This window comes from Oculatella sp. LEGE 06141, from assembly GCF_015207605.1.
GTDB lineage: Bacteria > Cyanobacteriota > Cyanobacteriia > Elainellales > Elainellaceae > Oculatella.
This window is the reverse complement of sequence record NZ_JADEWO010000051.1, coordinates 1-15,036: the sequence shown is the minus strand read 5'-3', so window position 1 is coordinate 15,036 and position 15,036 is coordinate 1. Positions and strand designations below refer to the sequence as shown.

At 52.0% G+C, this 15,036-nt stretch carries 13 protein-coding genes; 7 read left to right on the top strand and 6 right to left on the bottom strand.

The window, feature by feature from the left end; all coding sequences use genetic code 11:
- Positions 1-7: 7 nt before the first annotated feature.
- From cysK to IQ268_RS24865, 5 genes are all read right to left on the bottom strand, one after another.
- The gene (gene cysK / locus IQ268_RS24885) at positions 8-967 is read right to left on the bottom strand and encodes a cysteine synthase A (RefSeq protein WP_193884883.1); all 960 of its coding nucleotides are present in this window, start codon (positions 965-967) and stop codon (positions 8-10) included.
- Between the two features lie 90 nt (positions 968-1,057).
- Positions 1,058-1,495 (bottom strand): Rrf2 family transcriptional regulator, encoded by a 438-nt coding sequence (locus tag IQ268_RS24880; RefSeq protein WP_193884881.1) that lies wholly within the window; start codon positions 1,493-1,495, stop codon positions 1,058-1,060.
- 328 nt (positions 1,496-1,823) lie between these two features.
- Complete coding sequence (locus tag IQ268_RS24875) at positions 1,824-3,530, bottom strand: iron uptake porin (RefSeq protein ID WP_193884879.1); 1,707 nt, start codon at positions 3,528-3,530, stop codon at positions 1,824-1,826.
- A 564-nt stretch (positions 3,531-4,094) separates the two neighbouring features.
- Positions 4,095-5,048, bottom strand: a complete 954-nt coding sequence (locus IQ268_RS24870; protein ID WP_193884877.1) for an isoaspartyl peptidase/L-asparaginase — start codon at positions 5,046-5,048, stop codon at positions 4,095-4,097.
- Between the two features lie 164 nt (positions 5,049-5,212).
- Positions 5,213-5,362 carry a DUF2256 domain-containing protein gene (locus IQ268_RS24865; protein WP_193884937.1) on the bottom strand — a complete coding sequence of 50 codons (150 nt, stop codon included), beginning with the start codon at positions 5,360-5,362 and terminating at the stop codon, positions 5,213-5,215.
- Between the two features lie 100 nt (positions 5,363-5,462).
- Between IQ268_RS24865 and IQ268_RS24860 the strand changes: the two genes are divergently transcribed.
- Positions 5,463-6,263: an RNA methyltransferase gene (locus IQ268_RS24860; RefSeq protein ID WP_193884875.1), complete on the top strand. Its 801-nt coding sequence runs from the start codon at positions 5,463-5,465 to the stop codon at positions 6,261-6,263.
- A 351-nt stretch (positions 6,264-6,614) separates the two neighbouring features.
- Positions 6,615-8,333 (top strand): serine hydrolase, encoded by a 1,719-nt coding sequence (locus IQ268_RS24855; RefSeq protein WP_339383561.1) that lies wholly within the window; start codon positions 6,615-6,617, stop codon positions 8,331-8,333.
- Positions 8,334-8,364: 31 nt separating this feature from the next.
- Here IQ268_RS24855 and IQ268_RS24850 read toward each other — a convergent pair whose 3' ends face one another.
- Positions 8,365-9,492, bottom strand: coding sequence for an aromatic ring-hydroxylating dioxygenase subunit alpha (locus IQ268_RS24850; protein ID WP_193884873.1), 1,128 nt, complete (start codon positions 9,490-9,492; stop codon positions 8,365-8,367).
- A 224-nt stretch (positions 9,493-9,716) separates the two neighbouring features.
- Here IQ268_RS24850 and IQ268_RS24845 point away from each other — a divergent pair, with 224 nt between their 5' ends.
- The 5 genes from IQ268_RS24845 to IQ268_RS24825 all read left to right on the top strand — a co-directional run.
- Entirely contained in the window at positions 9,717-10,787 is a 1,071-nt protein-coding gene (locus IQ268_RS24845; RefSeq protein WP_228035694.1) for an ABC transporter substrate-binding protein, read from the top strand.
- A gap of 151 nt (positions 10,788-10,938) precedes the next feature.
- Complete coding sequence (locus IQ268_RS24840; RefSeq protein WP_193884871.1) at positions 10,939-11,703, top strand: MBL fold metallo-hydrolase; 765 nt, start codon at positions 10,939-10,941, stop codon at positions 11,701-11,703.
- Between the two features lie 16 nt (positions 11,704-11,719).
- Positions 11,720-12,265: a GAF domain-containing protein gene (locus IQ268_RS24835; protein ID WP_193884869.1), complete on the top strand. Its 546-nt coding sequence runs from the start codon at positions 11,720-11,722 to the stop codon at positions 12,263-12,265.
- 119 nt (positions 12,266-12,384) lie between these two features.
- Positions 12,385-13,596, top strand: coding sequence for an esterase-like activity of phytase family protein (locus IQ268_RS24830; protein WP_193884867.1), 1,212 nt, complete (start codon positions 12,385-12,387; stop codon positions 13,594-13,596).
- Positions 13,597-13,874: 278 nt separating this feature from the next.
- Positions 13,875-15,036, top strand: a 1,162-nt coding sequence (locus IQ268_RS24825; RefSeq protein WP_193884865.1) for a serine/threonine-protein kinase, incomplete at its 3' end; no start/stop codon positions are given.

Below are 15,036 nucleotides of genomic sequence, written 5' to 3'. Positions count from 1 at the left end.
AACTGCGTTAGCCTCCCATTACAGCAACCAACTCTGGATCTTGGAACAGTGGAGTACTGAGATAGCGTTCACCAAAACTAGGCTGCACAACCACAATCAGCTTGCCATCGTTTTCTGGCCGCTGTGCCACCTGAATCGCTGCTGCTAATGCCGCACCACTAGAGATACCCGACAGTAATCCTTCTTCACGCGCCAGCCGACGACCGTAACGAATTGCCTCTTCGTCAGGCACTGCAATCACTTCGTCAATCAAATCAACGCGCAACACTTGCGGCACAAACCCGGCACCAATCCCCTGAATTTTATGCGGCCCCGGCCTGCCACCTGCCAGAACAGGACTACTCGAAGGCTCAACGGCGATCGCCTTGAACCCAGGCTTACGCTGTTTCAAAATTTCGGCAACCCCTGTAATCGTGCCTCCGGTTCCAACACCAGCGACCAGAAAATCGATCTGCCCATCTGTATCGTCCCAAATTTCAAGCGCGGTAGTCTCTCGATGAATTTGAGGATTAGCGGGATTGCGAAACTGTTGCAGAATATAAGCATCCGGTGTGCTGTCCACAATTTCCTGCGCCCGCTGAATGCATCCCCCCATCCCTTCGATCCCCGGCGTTAACTCTAGTTCAGCCCCATAGGCTCGCAACATAGCGCGACGCTCGGAACTCATCGTTTCAGGCATTGTTAAAACAAGACGATATCCTTTCGCCGCTGCCGCCATTGCCAGAGCAATACCAGTATTGCCCGACGTTGGCTCTACTAGCACCGTTTTCCCTGGCGAAATCAATCCTTCCCGCTCTGCCGCCTCAATCATGCTGATGCCAATTCGGTCTTTCACGGAGGCCGAAGGGTTCATCCCTTCCAGTTTGATCACCACCTGGGCAACACACCCTTCAGCTTGCGGAATTCGATTCAGTTGAACCAGCGGAGTATGACCAATCAATTTAGTAATGTCTTGAGCAATACGCATAGCTTTAAGCGGTTTAATTTTGAATCACAAGGCTTGCATTGCCGCATCAGACGCAGCAATCAAAATTCGTTATTCATTCCAACACTCGATCTAGATGTAATACATCAGGTCGAGTTGTTGCCTGGAATCTCGTTTCTCGGCTAAATCCTGAAGCGTATATTTTTGAAGAACGGCATCCGCAGCCTGACCTGCTTCCTGCCAAACTTCCCAAACAATCATACCTTCAACGGATTTTGGATCTTTATTGGGTTCAGGTGGCTGAGAATCCAGCCCTTCAATACAGCTCACCACGTCTAAAAGGGTAATCTTCCAAGGCTCTCGCGCCAGAAGATAGCCTCCTTTCGCACCTCGTTGACTTCGTACCAACCCAGATCGTCGTAACGTAGCAAGCAGTTGCTCAAGATATCGATCTGGAATATTCTGTTCAGCGGCAATCTGCCGAATCTGAAGCGGCTCTCCACCGTTGTAATGAGCCGTCAATTCTAGCAGCGCTAGCAGCGCATATTCGCTTTTGCAGGAGAGTTCCACAAGCAAGATAGATCAAGGACAATGGGCTGATCCCAATAAACATTATGGCCTTGGCTAAACTCAGCCACTTGAGAGCCTGAGGTTTATAGGACTCTCTCTAGTATACCCCGGTTCTCCACTGGGGTTTGGCAGATTCTCCGTATCGATGACTAGATTTTAGCAATTGCCGCCCCAATCACCTTCCCCAAGTCCGTTTTCGCAAAGCTATGGGTTCTGTTTCAAGATGTAGCGTCAAAAAACGCCCAGGATCTGGTTAGACCCTGGGCGTTATCAATGCTATGAAACCTTAGACCTTAAACGGCTTCATCGTTCTGCCACAGTCAACTTCTTAGAAGCTGAAGGTAGTACGAAGAGTACCGATGAAGGTGTCATCAATGTCGCTGGTGAATGGATCGTTGATCCAGATAATGCTTGGTGTGACAGAGATGTTATCCGTTAACTGGTACTTGTAGAAACCTTCAACCAGGAAGGAGGTTTCGTCAATCAAGTCACGAGAGTAAGGAGGTACACCAGCCAGGATACCCAGCAAGTTGCCTTCGCCGCCAAAGTCGGGAAGAGCAGCCGTAACCTGCCAGCTCCAAGCTTCAAAGTCTGGAGAAGCTCCAATACCTTGAATGTTGGAGAACGCAACACCACCACCCAACTGGAGAGCAGGGAACAGCTTGAAGTTCACCTGACCACCGTAGGTGTTTGCCACACCGGGTCTACCATCAACGCTGAAGTCTTCACCGCTGTAGGAGTGGATAAAGGTTAGAGCAGCATCAATGGCATCCGACAAGAAGGTTAGCTGGCCGATGGCGCTGTAGTCGCCATCAAACAAACCGCTACCAGCATCAGGGCTAGCCGCCTCGCCAGCGGTGTAACCAAAGTCAAGGCTCAGGTTGTCGGTCAACTGGATGATGGCACCAGCACCAGCATTACCAGTAGCAGCGATCGCATACTGCTGTGGGAAACCAAAGTTGGAAACAGAACCACTACCAGAGCTATCTAGAGGGCTGATGGTGCTAGCAACAAATTCATCAATATCCATGCTGTTCGCACCGATCGTGACCTGAACTCGGTTGCCCACTGGGAACGAGTAGATCAGGTTGTCGATCTCGAAATCGCCATCGCTATCGCCAGAGTAGGAGAAGCCAACGGGGTCGCTATCAAAGTCCTGAATGTTGCGTGCTTGCAGACGAGTGGTCAACAAGTCGTCGCCTGTGAAGCTGGTGTCCAGGTTCAAACGAGCACGATACCCAAAGGTGACCTGGCTATCAAAGGAATCGTCTTCCTCGATCACGCCAGAGACGCTGAAGATGGTCTCACCACGTAACTGAGTCGTGGTGGAGAACTGGTTTGCTTCCAGTTCAGCGGTGCGAGCTTCAAGCGCATCGACGCGACCCCGCAGAGTAGCCAACTCAGCAGCGAACTCTTCTTGTAGACGCTGAAGGGTTGCCAAATCTTCGCGGGTAACAGCATCAGCCAAACCAGCCGCAATCAATTCGTTGACGCGATCGAGAGCAGCGTTCAAACCGGCTGCAAACTCATAACGGGTCATGGCTCGGTTACCGCGATAGGTACCATCCGGGTAACCAGCGATAACGCCGTAGCGCTCAACTAGAGACTGGAGAGCCTGGAATGCCCAGTCGGTAGGCTGAACGTCGGAAAGCTGAGAAATAGAGGTAACTTGACCCTGAACGTTCTGGTTGCCCTCGCTGGCATACTGGTTGATTTGATCCAGAGAGTCAACGCTAGTGGAAGCAGCCGGAGCCGCTTGCTCGGTTGAAACTTGAGCCAACTGAACTGGAGATTCAGGTGCGACGTTAGAAACAGCAGCAGCGGGAACTACTTCGTTGATAGAGGTAGTGTCTGCTTGCAATACAGACTCGAGCGTATCTAATTCAGACGTTGCGGTTAACTCGGTCAGTAGAGCGTCTGCGGACTCAGAAACGCCTTGAGCATCCGAAGCGAGCGCAGGATTAGCTGACAGCAGAGCAGCACCTAAGACGGCTGGAGTAACCAGCAGAGAGTTCCAAAGAACTTTGGATAACATTATCGTGTCCTCACACCTAATTCTAAAAAGGACTCTTCAGACTATAGATTAGCATTGTAAGCCGGAGATTTTTGATGATCAAGGTGGACTTCACAAAAATCTCATGAATGACTGACAAGTGCCATAGCGCTGGCAAGGACAAACTCAGCCCAAATTAAGGGAGTAGCAGCGATTTTTCGTATTTTTTGAGCTTTAAACCGTTTCATAGCCAGCCAGGAGCTAGACGCCGAAACTGACTACAGCTTTAGCCCAAAACTGCCGAATTATAATGATTTACGCTGCAATAGTGGTTGAAGTGTAGCAAGCTGCGGCAGGAGCGCCTGCCATCTTTACAAAGCTTATCTTGATTTGTTTGGCTCACCCTGGAACTGGTTGGCTTAAGAGGATGTTTTGAAAGTGCTGGGTGTGACTCGAAGCGTCCCTATTTTTGGTTCACACGGGTAAGAGCCGCTGGGTACACCGGAATCAGGAAGCAAATGCAGCCTAGTTGCTACTTTTGAACCATCCTCTAAACCATCCTCAGTTAAGCCCCACCAATTGCCCTTAATGCTCGCCAGGTTAAAGCTAGCCTACAGCGGTCTGCATTCCCAGATCTGCGTTCAGCGTATCAGCGATCGTCTGCCCGTTATGATAAGCCGCTAGCAGCACTTCGCTCGTTTTGCCCCAAGCAATGGTGCCATGAGCATCAATGCCAATTGCGCCGAAGTCTCTTTGATTGCGGTGTGCTTCTAAAAACGATCGCTCGAACGCTTGTCCCAGAGGCAACCCATCTGTTACCCGCACTACAATTCGAGCCGCCAAACATTCGTCGATAATATCTTCGCCAATGCCCGTACAGCTAATAGCAGCATCGGACGAAGCATAATTGCCAGCGGGCATGGCCGAGTCGCTGACGCGACCAATTCGTTCGAACCCTTTTCCCCCGGTTGAGGTGGCCGCAGCCAACTGCCCCTGGCTATCGAGCGCCACAACGCCGACCGTTCCCCGTCCTGCGTTGGATTCAGTAACTAGTTCTCGTTCAGCAACCACTCCGGCCATTGCTCTGTTAAAGTCTCCTTTCCGCTCTAACATCCATTCTTGCAACCGCAGTTCAGTGGTTGGATCGTAAGGAGGAAGCTGAAGTTCACGCAACAGTTCAGCGGCTCCATAATCAGACAGGACGCGATCGTCTCCCTCTTGCAGAGTTTGCGCTAACAGAATCGGATTTTTGACGCGAGATACGTTGATGATGCCGCTAAAACGCTGTCTGGTGCCATCCATCAACGCTGCGCTCATGCGGATATGTCCATCGGACTGTAAGACAGAGCCTGTCCCTGCGTTAAATCGAGGATCGTCTTCCAGGAGTTGACACCCTTTCACCACTGCGGATGAAGCATTTTCACCTGCCAATAGCAACGCATAAATTTCCTGGACGACCCGATGCAAGGATTGCCGCACGGCATCCGCTCCACCTTTACCTTTGAGGCAACTGCCTGCTCCACCATGAATGATTAGCTTTGGCTGCACTATTTGCTGCATAACTATCTGCTCACTGAATAAACTAAGAGGCTGGGCAATGGTTTCGTATGACGGGTTCGTTTTCACAAAAACGAGCGGTATGAGTGAAACAGAAGCGAATTTCACTCAGTAGTTGGGTTCAGTAATTTGGGGGATGACTAAACGATTTCCTTTAACGCTTGGCGTTATGCTTGCGATCGCCGTCGCCGACAGCGCTCAGAACAATACTTCACCTCATCCCAGCAATCTTCCCATTTTTTGCGCCAGGTAAACGGACGTTGGCAAACAGGACAAACCTTAGTAGGTAAATCGGATTTAGAACGATAGCGTCCCATTAGTAACAAACGTTCGGGGCTAGGGTGTAAAAGGGTAAGGTGTACCATGCAAAATTCTATATAAAACCTAACATCTTGCGGAGAGTCTTACAGTTATTCAATGAGCGACAATCCACTGACTGGGATACGGATAGTCTTGGTTGAACCTGCCGGGGCGCTGAACGTGGGAGCCGTTTCCCGTGTAATGAAAAACATGGGCTTGCACCGATTGGTACTCGTCAATCCGCAGTGCGATCCGGTGGGGGCAGAAGCACGACAGATGGCCGTCCATGCAGCAGATGTGTTGGAATCGGCTCTGACGGTAGCAACGCTGCCAGATGCATTACAAGGATGCCAACGAGCGATCGCCACTACTGCACGGAGTCGAACTCTTGAAGCACCGCTGGAGTTGCCTAAAACCGGGTTGCCCTGGTTGTTAAACCGAAGTGCTTCAGGCGAAACCGCTGAGGCGGCGCTAATCTTTGGCCCCGAAGACCGGGGGTTGAGCAACACAGAACTCAATTACGCCCAGCGCTTTGTGCGGATTCCGTCTAACCCTGACTATTCATCTCTTAATTTGGCGCAAGCGGTTGCCATTTGCTGCTACGAACTTTACACAATGGCAACGAATTGCCAGGGTGGAGAAGCGTCTTTAGCAGCGGCGCGATCGCATCCAGGTACTTTGCCGTCTGCGGCGCGATCGCTGAATTTGGTATCGCTGGATGCCCTGGAAGGCTATTATCAGCAGTTAGAAGCATTGCTGCTAAAAATTGGCTACTTGTATCCCCATACGGCGACCAGTCGCATGGAAAAGTTTAGACAACTGTTCAATCGTGCCGATCTTTCTGAAACAGAACTGGCTATGTTGCGAGGCATTCTTAGCCAGATGGAGTGGGCACTTAAACAAAATCCTAATTCCTAAGCTAAATGCTACTCAATGCCCGTTGTGAGTTGAGTGTAGCCCTATAGATGTAGGATTCGAATTTGTCTGAATGGTACCTGTAGGAAGGTTCGAATAGTGAACCGTCAAAGATTTGAGTACAGTGGTTCCAGCAATCCTGAAACGCCTGTTAAATGGTGGACTGGCAGTCTATGGTTGAAATAACAGTGGGACTGAGAATTCTGCTAGAGCGACCGCCAAAAAAAAGAAAGCTAGACAGAATCGAAACTTCAGGATAATTTCGGGGTAATTTTTGTGAGAGACGTTATTAGCAACCGCATCTAGGGCTATGCTAATGACTTCATTAATCTACCTGTGTCGGAGGAATGATTCGTGCTGGAACAGAGCAATCAACCTGGGGTACCGCGACGACGTCGCCTAACTCGCCGACAAGCGAATGCGCGAACTCAGCCATCCGTTCCGCTTCAGCAACGAACCGCGCGATACCGCTCGGATGCATCTGGGGCTGACTATGGCAATCAGCCCATTCGACAGAGTAGCTTGATTGCTCAGCCCAGCATTCGGCGAACAGCCAATGATGCGGCAGCGGCAAATGTTCGTTTTAACCTGCGTCACTTATTGTTTGGCGAAACACCTCGTCCGGCTGTCACCCTGCCGACGAAACGGGACGGCTCGCCTCGGCTACCGGAGGTTAGAACGCCTACGGCAACGACTGCTAAAGCGTCAAATTCCCTATCTCGCAATGCGGCTCGCCAGTCGTCTGGAATGACGCGTCCATCTGCCCGACAGAGGGCGACCTCCCTGAGCCAGCCTTTGCAACGGCCAGAGGCGCGATCGCTGCTGCGAAGACGCCGGGCGGATGACGTGATTCAACTGGTGCCCAAGGCCGTTGAACGTTCCAGGACTGCCAAGCCTCAGCTTGCGGTGGCATCATCTCGACGCACCAGACCAAACCAGCGGCGATCGCGACGGTCATCATCGGTACTGGTTTATGCCACTCGCCTGTTGATTTTGGGGGTAGGTATTGGGGCGATCGCTGGCACATTTTTGTCCGTATGGAATCCTGCGGTACGTTATCCGGCAGGAGCCTCCGAGATGGGACTCAATGCTGCGTCTGCAAATCCGCCGGGGCAACCCCATTCAGCCTTGAGCCGAGATGCAACACCCAGTAACGCCGCTTCAGCGTTAAGTATGTTGAAGCCGGGTAGCGAAATGACGGCACTCGCGACGCAAATTAAAGCCCTGAACAGCGACCTTCCCGAATTGACGGCTGGGGTGTTTTTGATGGATTTGGATACCGGAAACTACCTCAATGTCAACGGCACGACTGTTTTTGCAGCAGCCAGCATGATTAAAGTGCCTGTCCTGGTGGCGTTCCTTCAGGATGTGGATGCCGGTAAAGTTCGCCTGGACGAGCGATTGCCCATGCAAGCGGCTGATGTGGCTGACGGATCGGGTGATATGCAGTACCAGGATGTTGGCACTGAGTTCACCGCCCTGGAAACGGCGACCAAGATGATCACCATCAGCGACAACACTGCCACCAACATGTTGATTCGCCGACTGGGCGGCATAGAAGTATTGAATCAGCGATTTCAGCAGTGGGGGCTGACTCAAACAACCTTGCACAATATTTTGCCGGATCTGGAAGGAACCAACGTTACGACACCCAAGGAGCTAACCGACCTGCTGCTGATGGTGACGCAAGGAGATTTGCTCTCCATTCGATCGCGCGATCGCCTGCTCGACATTATGCGGCAGACCGTGACCGATACACTGCTACCGGCTGGTTTAGATGAAAGTGCCGTCATTGCCCATAAAACGGGCGATATTGGCTCTATGGTGGGCGATACCGGCATTGTTGATGTGCCTAACGGCAAGCGGTATGTGGTCACGGTGATGATGAAACGCCCTCACAATGACGATCGCGCCCAAGACCTGATTCGAAACATTGCGCGGATGACATACCAGCAAATTAGTATGCCCCCTGCGGCTAATACGGTTCCGGTGTCTCCCGGCAGCGCCACACCAGCGCAGGCCAGCCCTGCGAGCGCATCACCAGGCGAGTCGCCTGCAACAGGTTTAGACTAACCTGGACAATCACCGAGCACCGTATCTCACATCAATCGAGTTTGGGTTGAAAGCCGGACGCGAGATGCTGCATTGTCAGCTCTTGAAAGAGATGCGTACCCATTTCGCGCGTTGGAGAAAGCCGACCGGGGCGATAGCCCAGCGAGTGAATTCGCTTTTGAATCTCTGGCAGCAAGCGCAAATCTTCTTGTTGAATGGTGTCAAAAAACTGAATCAGCGGCTCCAGGTTCTCTGGCGCTTTGGCGCTTTCGGTATCTGGAACGAGCCAATCCCAGCGAATACGAGTGCGCGATCGCCCTTGAGGATCAATGAGATAGATGATGGCAATCCAGGGACGAATAATCCAGGCAAAGTTGGGAAAGAAGCTCACCGTCCATTTGCCGTTCCGTTCGACCTCACCTAACCCGGCAAAGCAGCGATCGGCTGGCATGGTGTAGGCATCATCATCCGGAGGAAACGGAGCATATTGCAGATAGTAATAATGTCTGGCTTCTGCCCGGGTTGCTTTATAGTATTTGGCAATGCTGGCATGAACCGAAAACTCGTGATAGCTTTCCACATTGTTTTCAACATAAAGCTTCCAGTTTGTCTCCGTTGAGTAGTCAACGCTATGAACCCGTGCCCATTCGCTAAAGCGGTAGTGCTGAAATAGCGCTGGCAACTCTCCCAACTGCACCGACAGCGGCGCGGCGTTCCGATCGAGATTAACGAAAATGAACGGCCCCCAGGTATCGACCTGGATGGGCTGTAGGCCATGCCGATCGCGATCGAAATTTTCGGCCAGTTCCATATCTGGCAAGCCGCGCAGTTTGCCACTTAGATCAAAACTCCAGGCGTGATACAGGCACGTTAAATGGTGACTGGTGCCACTGCCAACGGCGACAGGCCCAGCACGATGAGGACAAATGTTGAAGTATCCCCGCAGGTCACCTGTCTGCGTTTGCACGATTACCAGGGGCTGTTCTGCTAGCTCTACGGTGAAGTATGAACCGTTTCCTTGAAGTTGGTTTTTATGACCGACATAGCACCAGGTTTTGCCAAAAATGAGTTCTTTTTCGAGCTGATAGATCTCGTCTGATGTGTACATCTCTGCCGGAAGCGTTGTAGCTTCTTGGTAGAGCGATCGCGGTTGCCAGCAATTCAGTGAAGACAACGTCATGGTTCAACCCTCGTTCTTTACCTATGGGCTTACTGACTATTGCAGCGGATTTCCGTGGTAAACACTACCGTTTACCAGCCTGGAATTGCTGACGGATACCGAAGCGGGCAACTAATGCGCGATCGCCCCAAAAGTGTAATTTGTGTGACATTTTCCCAGGGTTGAAATCCCTTTAATGTGCTTAACACTGCTTCAAGTCTTACCTATTGAGGAGCGCTACCCTTATGAATCAAATGCCTCAGATGATCACTCGTCGTCGAACCCTGTGGATTATGGGTGGACTGGCAGGCGGTTTGGCGTTACACGCGTGTACCCAGCAGCCCCAAACCTCTTCAGATGCAACGTCTGCCTCAGCAGACGCTCCGGCAGAATCCATTGCAGCGACCACCGCCAGCACGCTTTGGATTGGTTATACACCGTTTTATATTGCGTTGGAAAAGGGATTTTTTCAGGAAAGTGGACTCAATTTAGATTACAAAGTCATGAGTACCACTGGAGAAATTGACGCAGCCTTTGCCTCAGGCCGACTGGATGGACAGAACAACGTGACCTCTGAGGCGGTTGCTCTGGCGGCAAAAGGGCAGGATTTTCGAGTGGTGATGGTGGCTGATACGTCTAACGGTGGCGATGGCATTTTAGCGCGCAACAGTGTTGCAGACATTGCCGACTTCAGAGGAAAAAGTGTTGCGGTAGAAGTGGGAGGCGTTAGCCATTTCTTCCTGCTTCAAGTGCTAGAAGAAGCGGGACTGACTGCCGATGATGTTGAAATTACCAACCTCTCCCCGGATGCAGCGGCGGCGGCCTACCAGGCGGGACGGGCAGATATTGCCGTCACCTATTCGCCCTTTTTGAAACAGGCCAACGATGCCCAACCGGATGGACGAATTATTTACGACACCACCCAGATGCCAACGGCGATCGTAGACTTGTACATCTTCAACCCGGAGTTTGTGCAAGCTAACCCGGCAGGGATGCAGGCGTTTGTGGATGGTGTTTTGAAGGGCATTGAGTTTATTGAAACCAATCCAGACGAAGCCTACGAAATTGCAGGCAGACGGCTAGAGCTGTCGCCGGAAGATGTGGCAACCGAGCTTCAGGGCGTTAAACTCACCACTCTGGAAGACAACATCCAGATGCTCAGCAATCCTGAAAGCGAGGTCTATTTGCTGGGACACATGGATGCGCTTGGTCAGTTCCTCAAGGATCAAAACCAGATTCCACAGCCGCCGTCTGAAGCAACGATTAGTCAATTATTGGAGCCAACTTTTGTGAAAGCAGCCCAGGAGAAAGCCTGAGGTTGGGGATAAAGCTAAGGACTGGGGCGATGGGCGAACTGGACTTCTGATAGGGACTCCTGGAGCGCAGCATTTCTGACACCAGCTAGCTGGTTGGCTTCGTTGCAGTTCTTCAATTTAGTGCGTCAATGTCTACCTCATCCCTTTTGCTATGAAACCTGTTTGCGATCGCTGGTTTACCACTCAACAAATTAGTGATGACCTGTACTTAATTAGTGAACCGCACTATTACTGGTGGAACCGCGCTAATTTGTGGCTCATCAAAGGGCGAACTCAAGATTTGTTGATTGATACCGGGTTGGGCGTAGCCAGCCTGCGTCAACACATTGCCTCATTAATCGATAAGCCGCTGCTGGCGATCGCCTCCCACGTTCACTTTGATCATGCAGGCGGCATGTACGAATTTGAGCAACGGGCTATTCATGCGGCCGAGGCGGAAGCCCTGCGAACGGGTAATGACTACGAAGCGCTTTGTTCTCCAGAACAGGGTTGGGTATTAGACGAACATTTTGAGCAGCAACCCCATGCAGGGTTCACCGTGACCGAATACACCCTGCGATCGGCAGAACCAACGCAAATCCTGCAAGAAGGAGATATTTTAGATTTGGGCGATCGCGCCTTTGAGGTAATGCACTTGCCGGGGCATTCTCCAGGATGTATTGCCTTGTATGATCCCCAGGCTCAAGCACTGTTCTCAGGGGATGTCATTTACGACGGGGAACTGCTCGATCAACTGCATTGCAGCCATGTTCCCACGTACATCAATACCTATAAACGGCTGCAACAGTTGCCAGTAGAGACTGTGTATCCCGGGCACTATCCAGCATTTGGCCAGGAGCGGTTTCAAACCATCATTGTTGACTATTTAGAAGCAAAGCGACAGCCTGGCTGTCCATCGGAGCAAGTCAAGGCGTGAGACAAGATACAACACTATGACACCCAGATCCTCGATTGAGTATGAACTACCGCCCCGGTTAGAATCGGTTTTCGCTACGGATCAATCCCTGGATGCGCTACTGACGGCCTTGATGCCAGCTATTTGTGACGTGTTGGCGTGCGATCGCACCTTTTTGTATCTCCGCAACCCTGAAACCGGACATGGCTCGGTGACGCACTGCTTCTGCGCTGATCCCCAGTGGGACAACCTGGCCGGAGCGAGCTGGATCGAGGCAGACGACATTGCAGACACCGATCCATTAATGGCGATCGCCTTTCGCACAGCAGAAGCGGTATTTGTTGACGACATTGAAACAGGAGGGCCAGCGCTGGTGAACCTGGCCTATGAGCAGGAAAGCTTTAAACACAGAGCATTAATTCACGCGCCGATTTACAACAACGGACACCTGTTTGGCATTCTTGAACCGTGCGTATTTGACCTGCCGAGAATCTGGACAGACGAGAACCGACGCATCATAGCGGCACTGCAAGAGCGCATGGGATCACTGGCAGAGAAGTACGTCCACCAGATCAAGTTATAACCACGAACAGTTGCAAATCGTTACTGTGACTCGCTTGCCTCTCCACAGCAGGAGAAACCAACAGAAGCAGTTACGCTGCTAGGCTGGAGATCTATGCCCTCTTAGCAGTTGATTTAAGGATGCTTCTGAACAGAACTGGAACTAAACCCCTGTGGCAGAAGGGGGGAACAGGGTTAGCGATCGCCATTTTGATGGGGTTAATGTTGGTGTTGAACGGCTGCTCCCTGCCGCAGGTTAGCGCCGAAGAACGAATTTTTCTCAACCTCTCGCTAGAGTTTTTAGATGAGTATCAGGTAGCCCCAACCGCAACCGTTGCCGATACGCCCGTGCGGGGGTTATCTGCCCTGACGTATGATCGCCAGAACGATCGCTTCTATGTGCTGTCCGACGATCGAAGTGAGCGATCGCCCGCCCGATTTTACACCATGAAGCTGGTGTTAGACTCCAGCAATCCTGAGCAAGTTGGCATTGCTGATGCAGTATTTGAGAATGTTACGGTTCTGAGCCAAGCCAACGGCGAACCCTACACCGCAGGCACGATTGATCCCGAAGGCATTGCGCTCTCGCCTCGCCAGTCGGTCTTCATCTCGAGCGAGGGCATTCCATCCCAGAACTGGCCGCCGTTTGTGAATGAATATGACTTGGAAACCGGACGCTTGCAGAACAGCCTGCCGATTCCCACTCGCTATCTACCAAATGAGGTGGACGAGCAGCCCGTTGGCGTGCAAGAGAACCTGGGGTTTGAAGCGCTGACCCTTAATCCGGGTGGCTTTAGCCCCAACTGGCTGGAGCCATTTCGTCTGTTTACGGCAACCGAATCATCGCTACACCAAGATCGGACGATCGCCCCTCCTGATGATGAATCGGCATCGGCTCGCATCAGGCTGTTGCACTATCTGGTGGGGGAAGATGTCCCCACGCTGATTTCGGAACATGCTTATCTGCTCGACCCAGACCCGGATGGGGCGATCGCCAACGGCCTGACAGAACTCGTCGTTTTAGATCAAGGTGGGCATTTCCTCAGCCTGGAGCGTGCCTTTGGCTGGACAGGCATTCGAGCGCGAATCTACCAAATTGCCACAGGAGGCGCAACAGACACGTCAAGCATTCCCAGCCTGGGTGGAGACATCAGCGGCATTACGCCGATTCGCAAACGGCTGTTGCTCGATTTAGCCGATCTCGACCTGCCACTGGATAACCTTGAAGGCATGACCCTGGGACCTCAACTACCCGATGGTTCCTATAGCCTGATCCTGGTCAGCGACGATAACTTTAACGATGCTCAATTTACGCAGCTTCTGCTGTTCCGGTTGCGTGGGTTGCCCGGATAGCCAGGGTTATCCCATGCGCGTCGGCGTATAGCAATATGAACCCCATCAGGCGGTGATTCAATTTACTGCTATGATGCATTCCTTACTTCACTAGCCGTTGTCTGAATCCATTCAATTTATAAGTAGATCCGTTTTTAGCAGGATGGCTATTGGCGAACTGCTTGAGTCTGCGATAGGCTCAAGATTCAGCTGATTCTGAGCCTGGCTCACGGTCAGGTGGCTACCCCAGTTGGCTATGCTGGTGTCTCGCATTGAACGTCAAGGCTGATCACTCTGTCATGCAATCACCCATTGTTGTCGGGACTGTTCTGCAAAATCGTTACCGTGTCCTCAGCATCCTGGGGCAGGGCGGATTTGGTCGCACTTATCTGGCAGAAGACCAGGGACGCTTCAACGAGCGATGTGCTTTAAAGGAATTTATTCCAACGCAGAGCGGCGTTTATGCGCTGGAAAAGTCGAAAGAGCTATTCCAACGAGAAGCCGCCATTTTGTACCAGATTCAACACCCACAAATTCCGCAATTTCGAGCCACGTTTGAAGAAAACGAACGCCTGTTTTTGGTGCAGGACTACGTTGAAGGCAAAACTTACCGCGAATTGTTGAATGAGCGCAAGGCTCAGCATACTACCTTCTCGGAAGCGGAAGTGCAGCAACTGCTGCGACAACTCCTGCCAGTGCTGGCTCACATTCATGCTAAAGGCATCATTCACCGCGATATTGCCCCCGACAATGTTATGCTGCGCCAGCAAGACTATCTGCCCGTCTTGATTGATTTTGGCGTTGTTAAAGAAATTGCCACTCGAATTCAGCAGCCCGATACGGTGCAGCAGGCCACCACGGTTGGCAAGTTGGGCTATGCCCCACCGGAGCAGATGCAAACGGGACGAGCCTATCCTAATAGCGACCTGTACGGGCTGGCGGTGACGGCGATCGTCCTCATGACCGGGAAAGAGCCGCAAGATCTCTATGACGATCACAGCCTGAGTTGGACTTGGCAGCGCTATGCCAGCAGCAACATCAGTCCTAATTTTGCTCAAGTCTTAAACAAAATGCTGAGCCATCGTCCGGGCGATCGCTACCAGTCGGTTAGCGAGGTGGCTCAGGCGCTACACTTGTCGGCCAATCCAGCGGCAACGCTGCCAGCCCAACCCGCCAGCCCCGATCTGCCCAGCAACACCGAAGTATCGAGGATGCAAACCCTGGCCGTGGGTCGCCGTCCCGATCCGGTGTCTCAAAGCGCTAATTATCCTCGTCGTGCCGATCCGGTCATTCCAGAACCACGAGAAGAGTCCGTTTGGGATAACCCCTGGGCTGTGGTGGCGATCGCCGCCGGATTAGCGATCGTCACTGGGATTGCAGCGTGGGCAGTAGTGAGTGCTGTACTCAACACCTCACGACAAGCCGCGCCCCCTACTCCCACCCCCACCATCACCATCACTC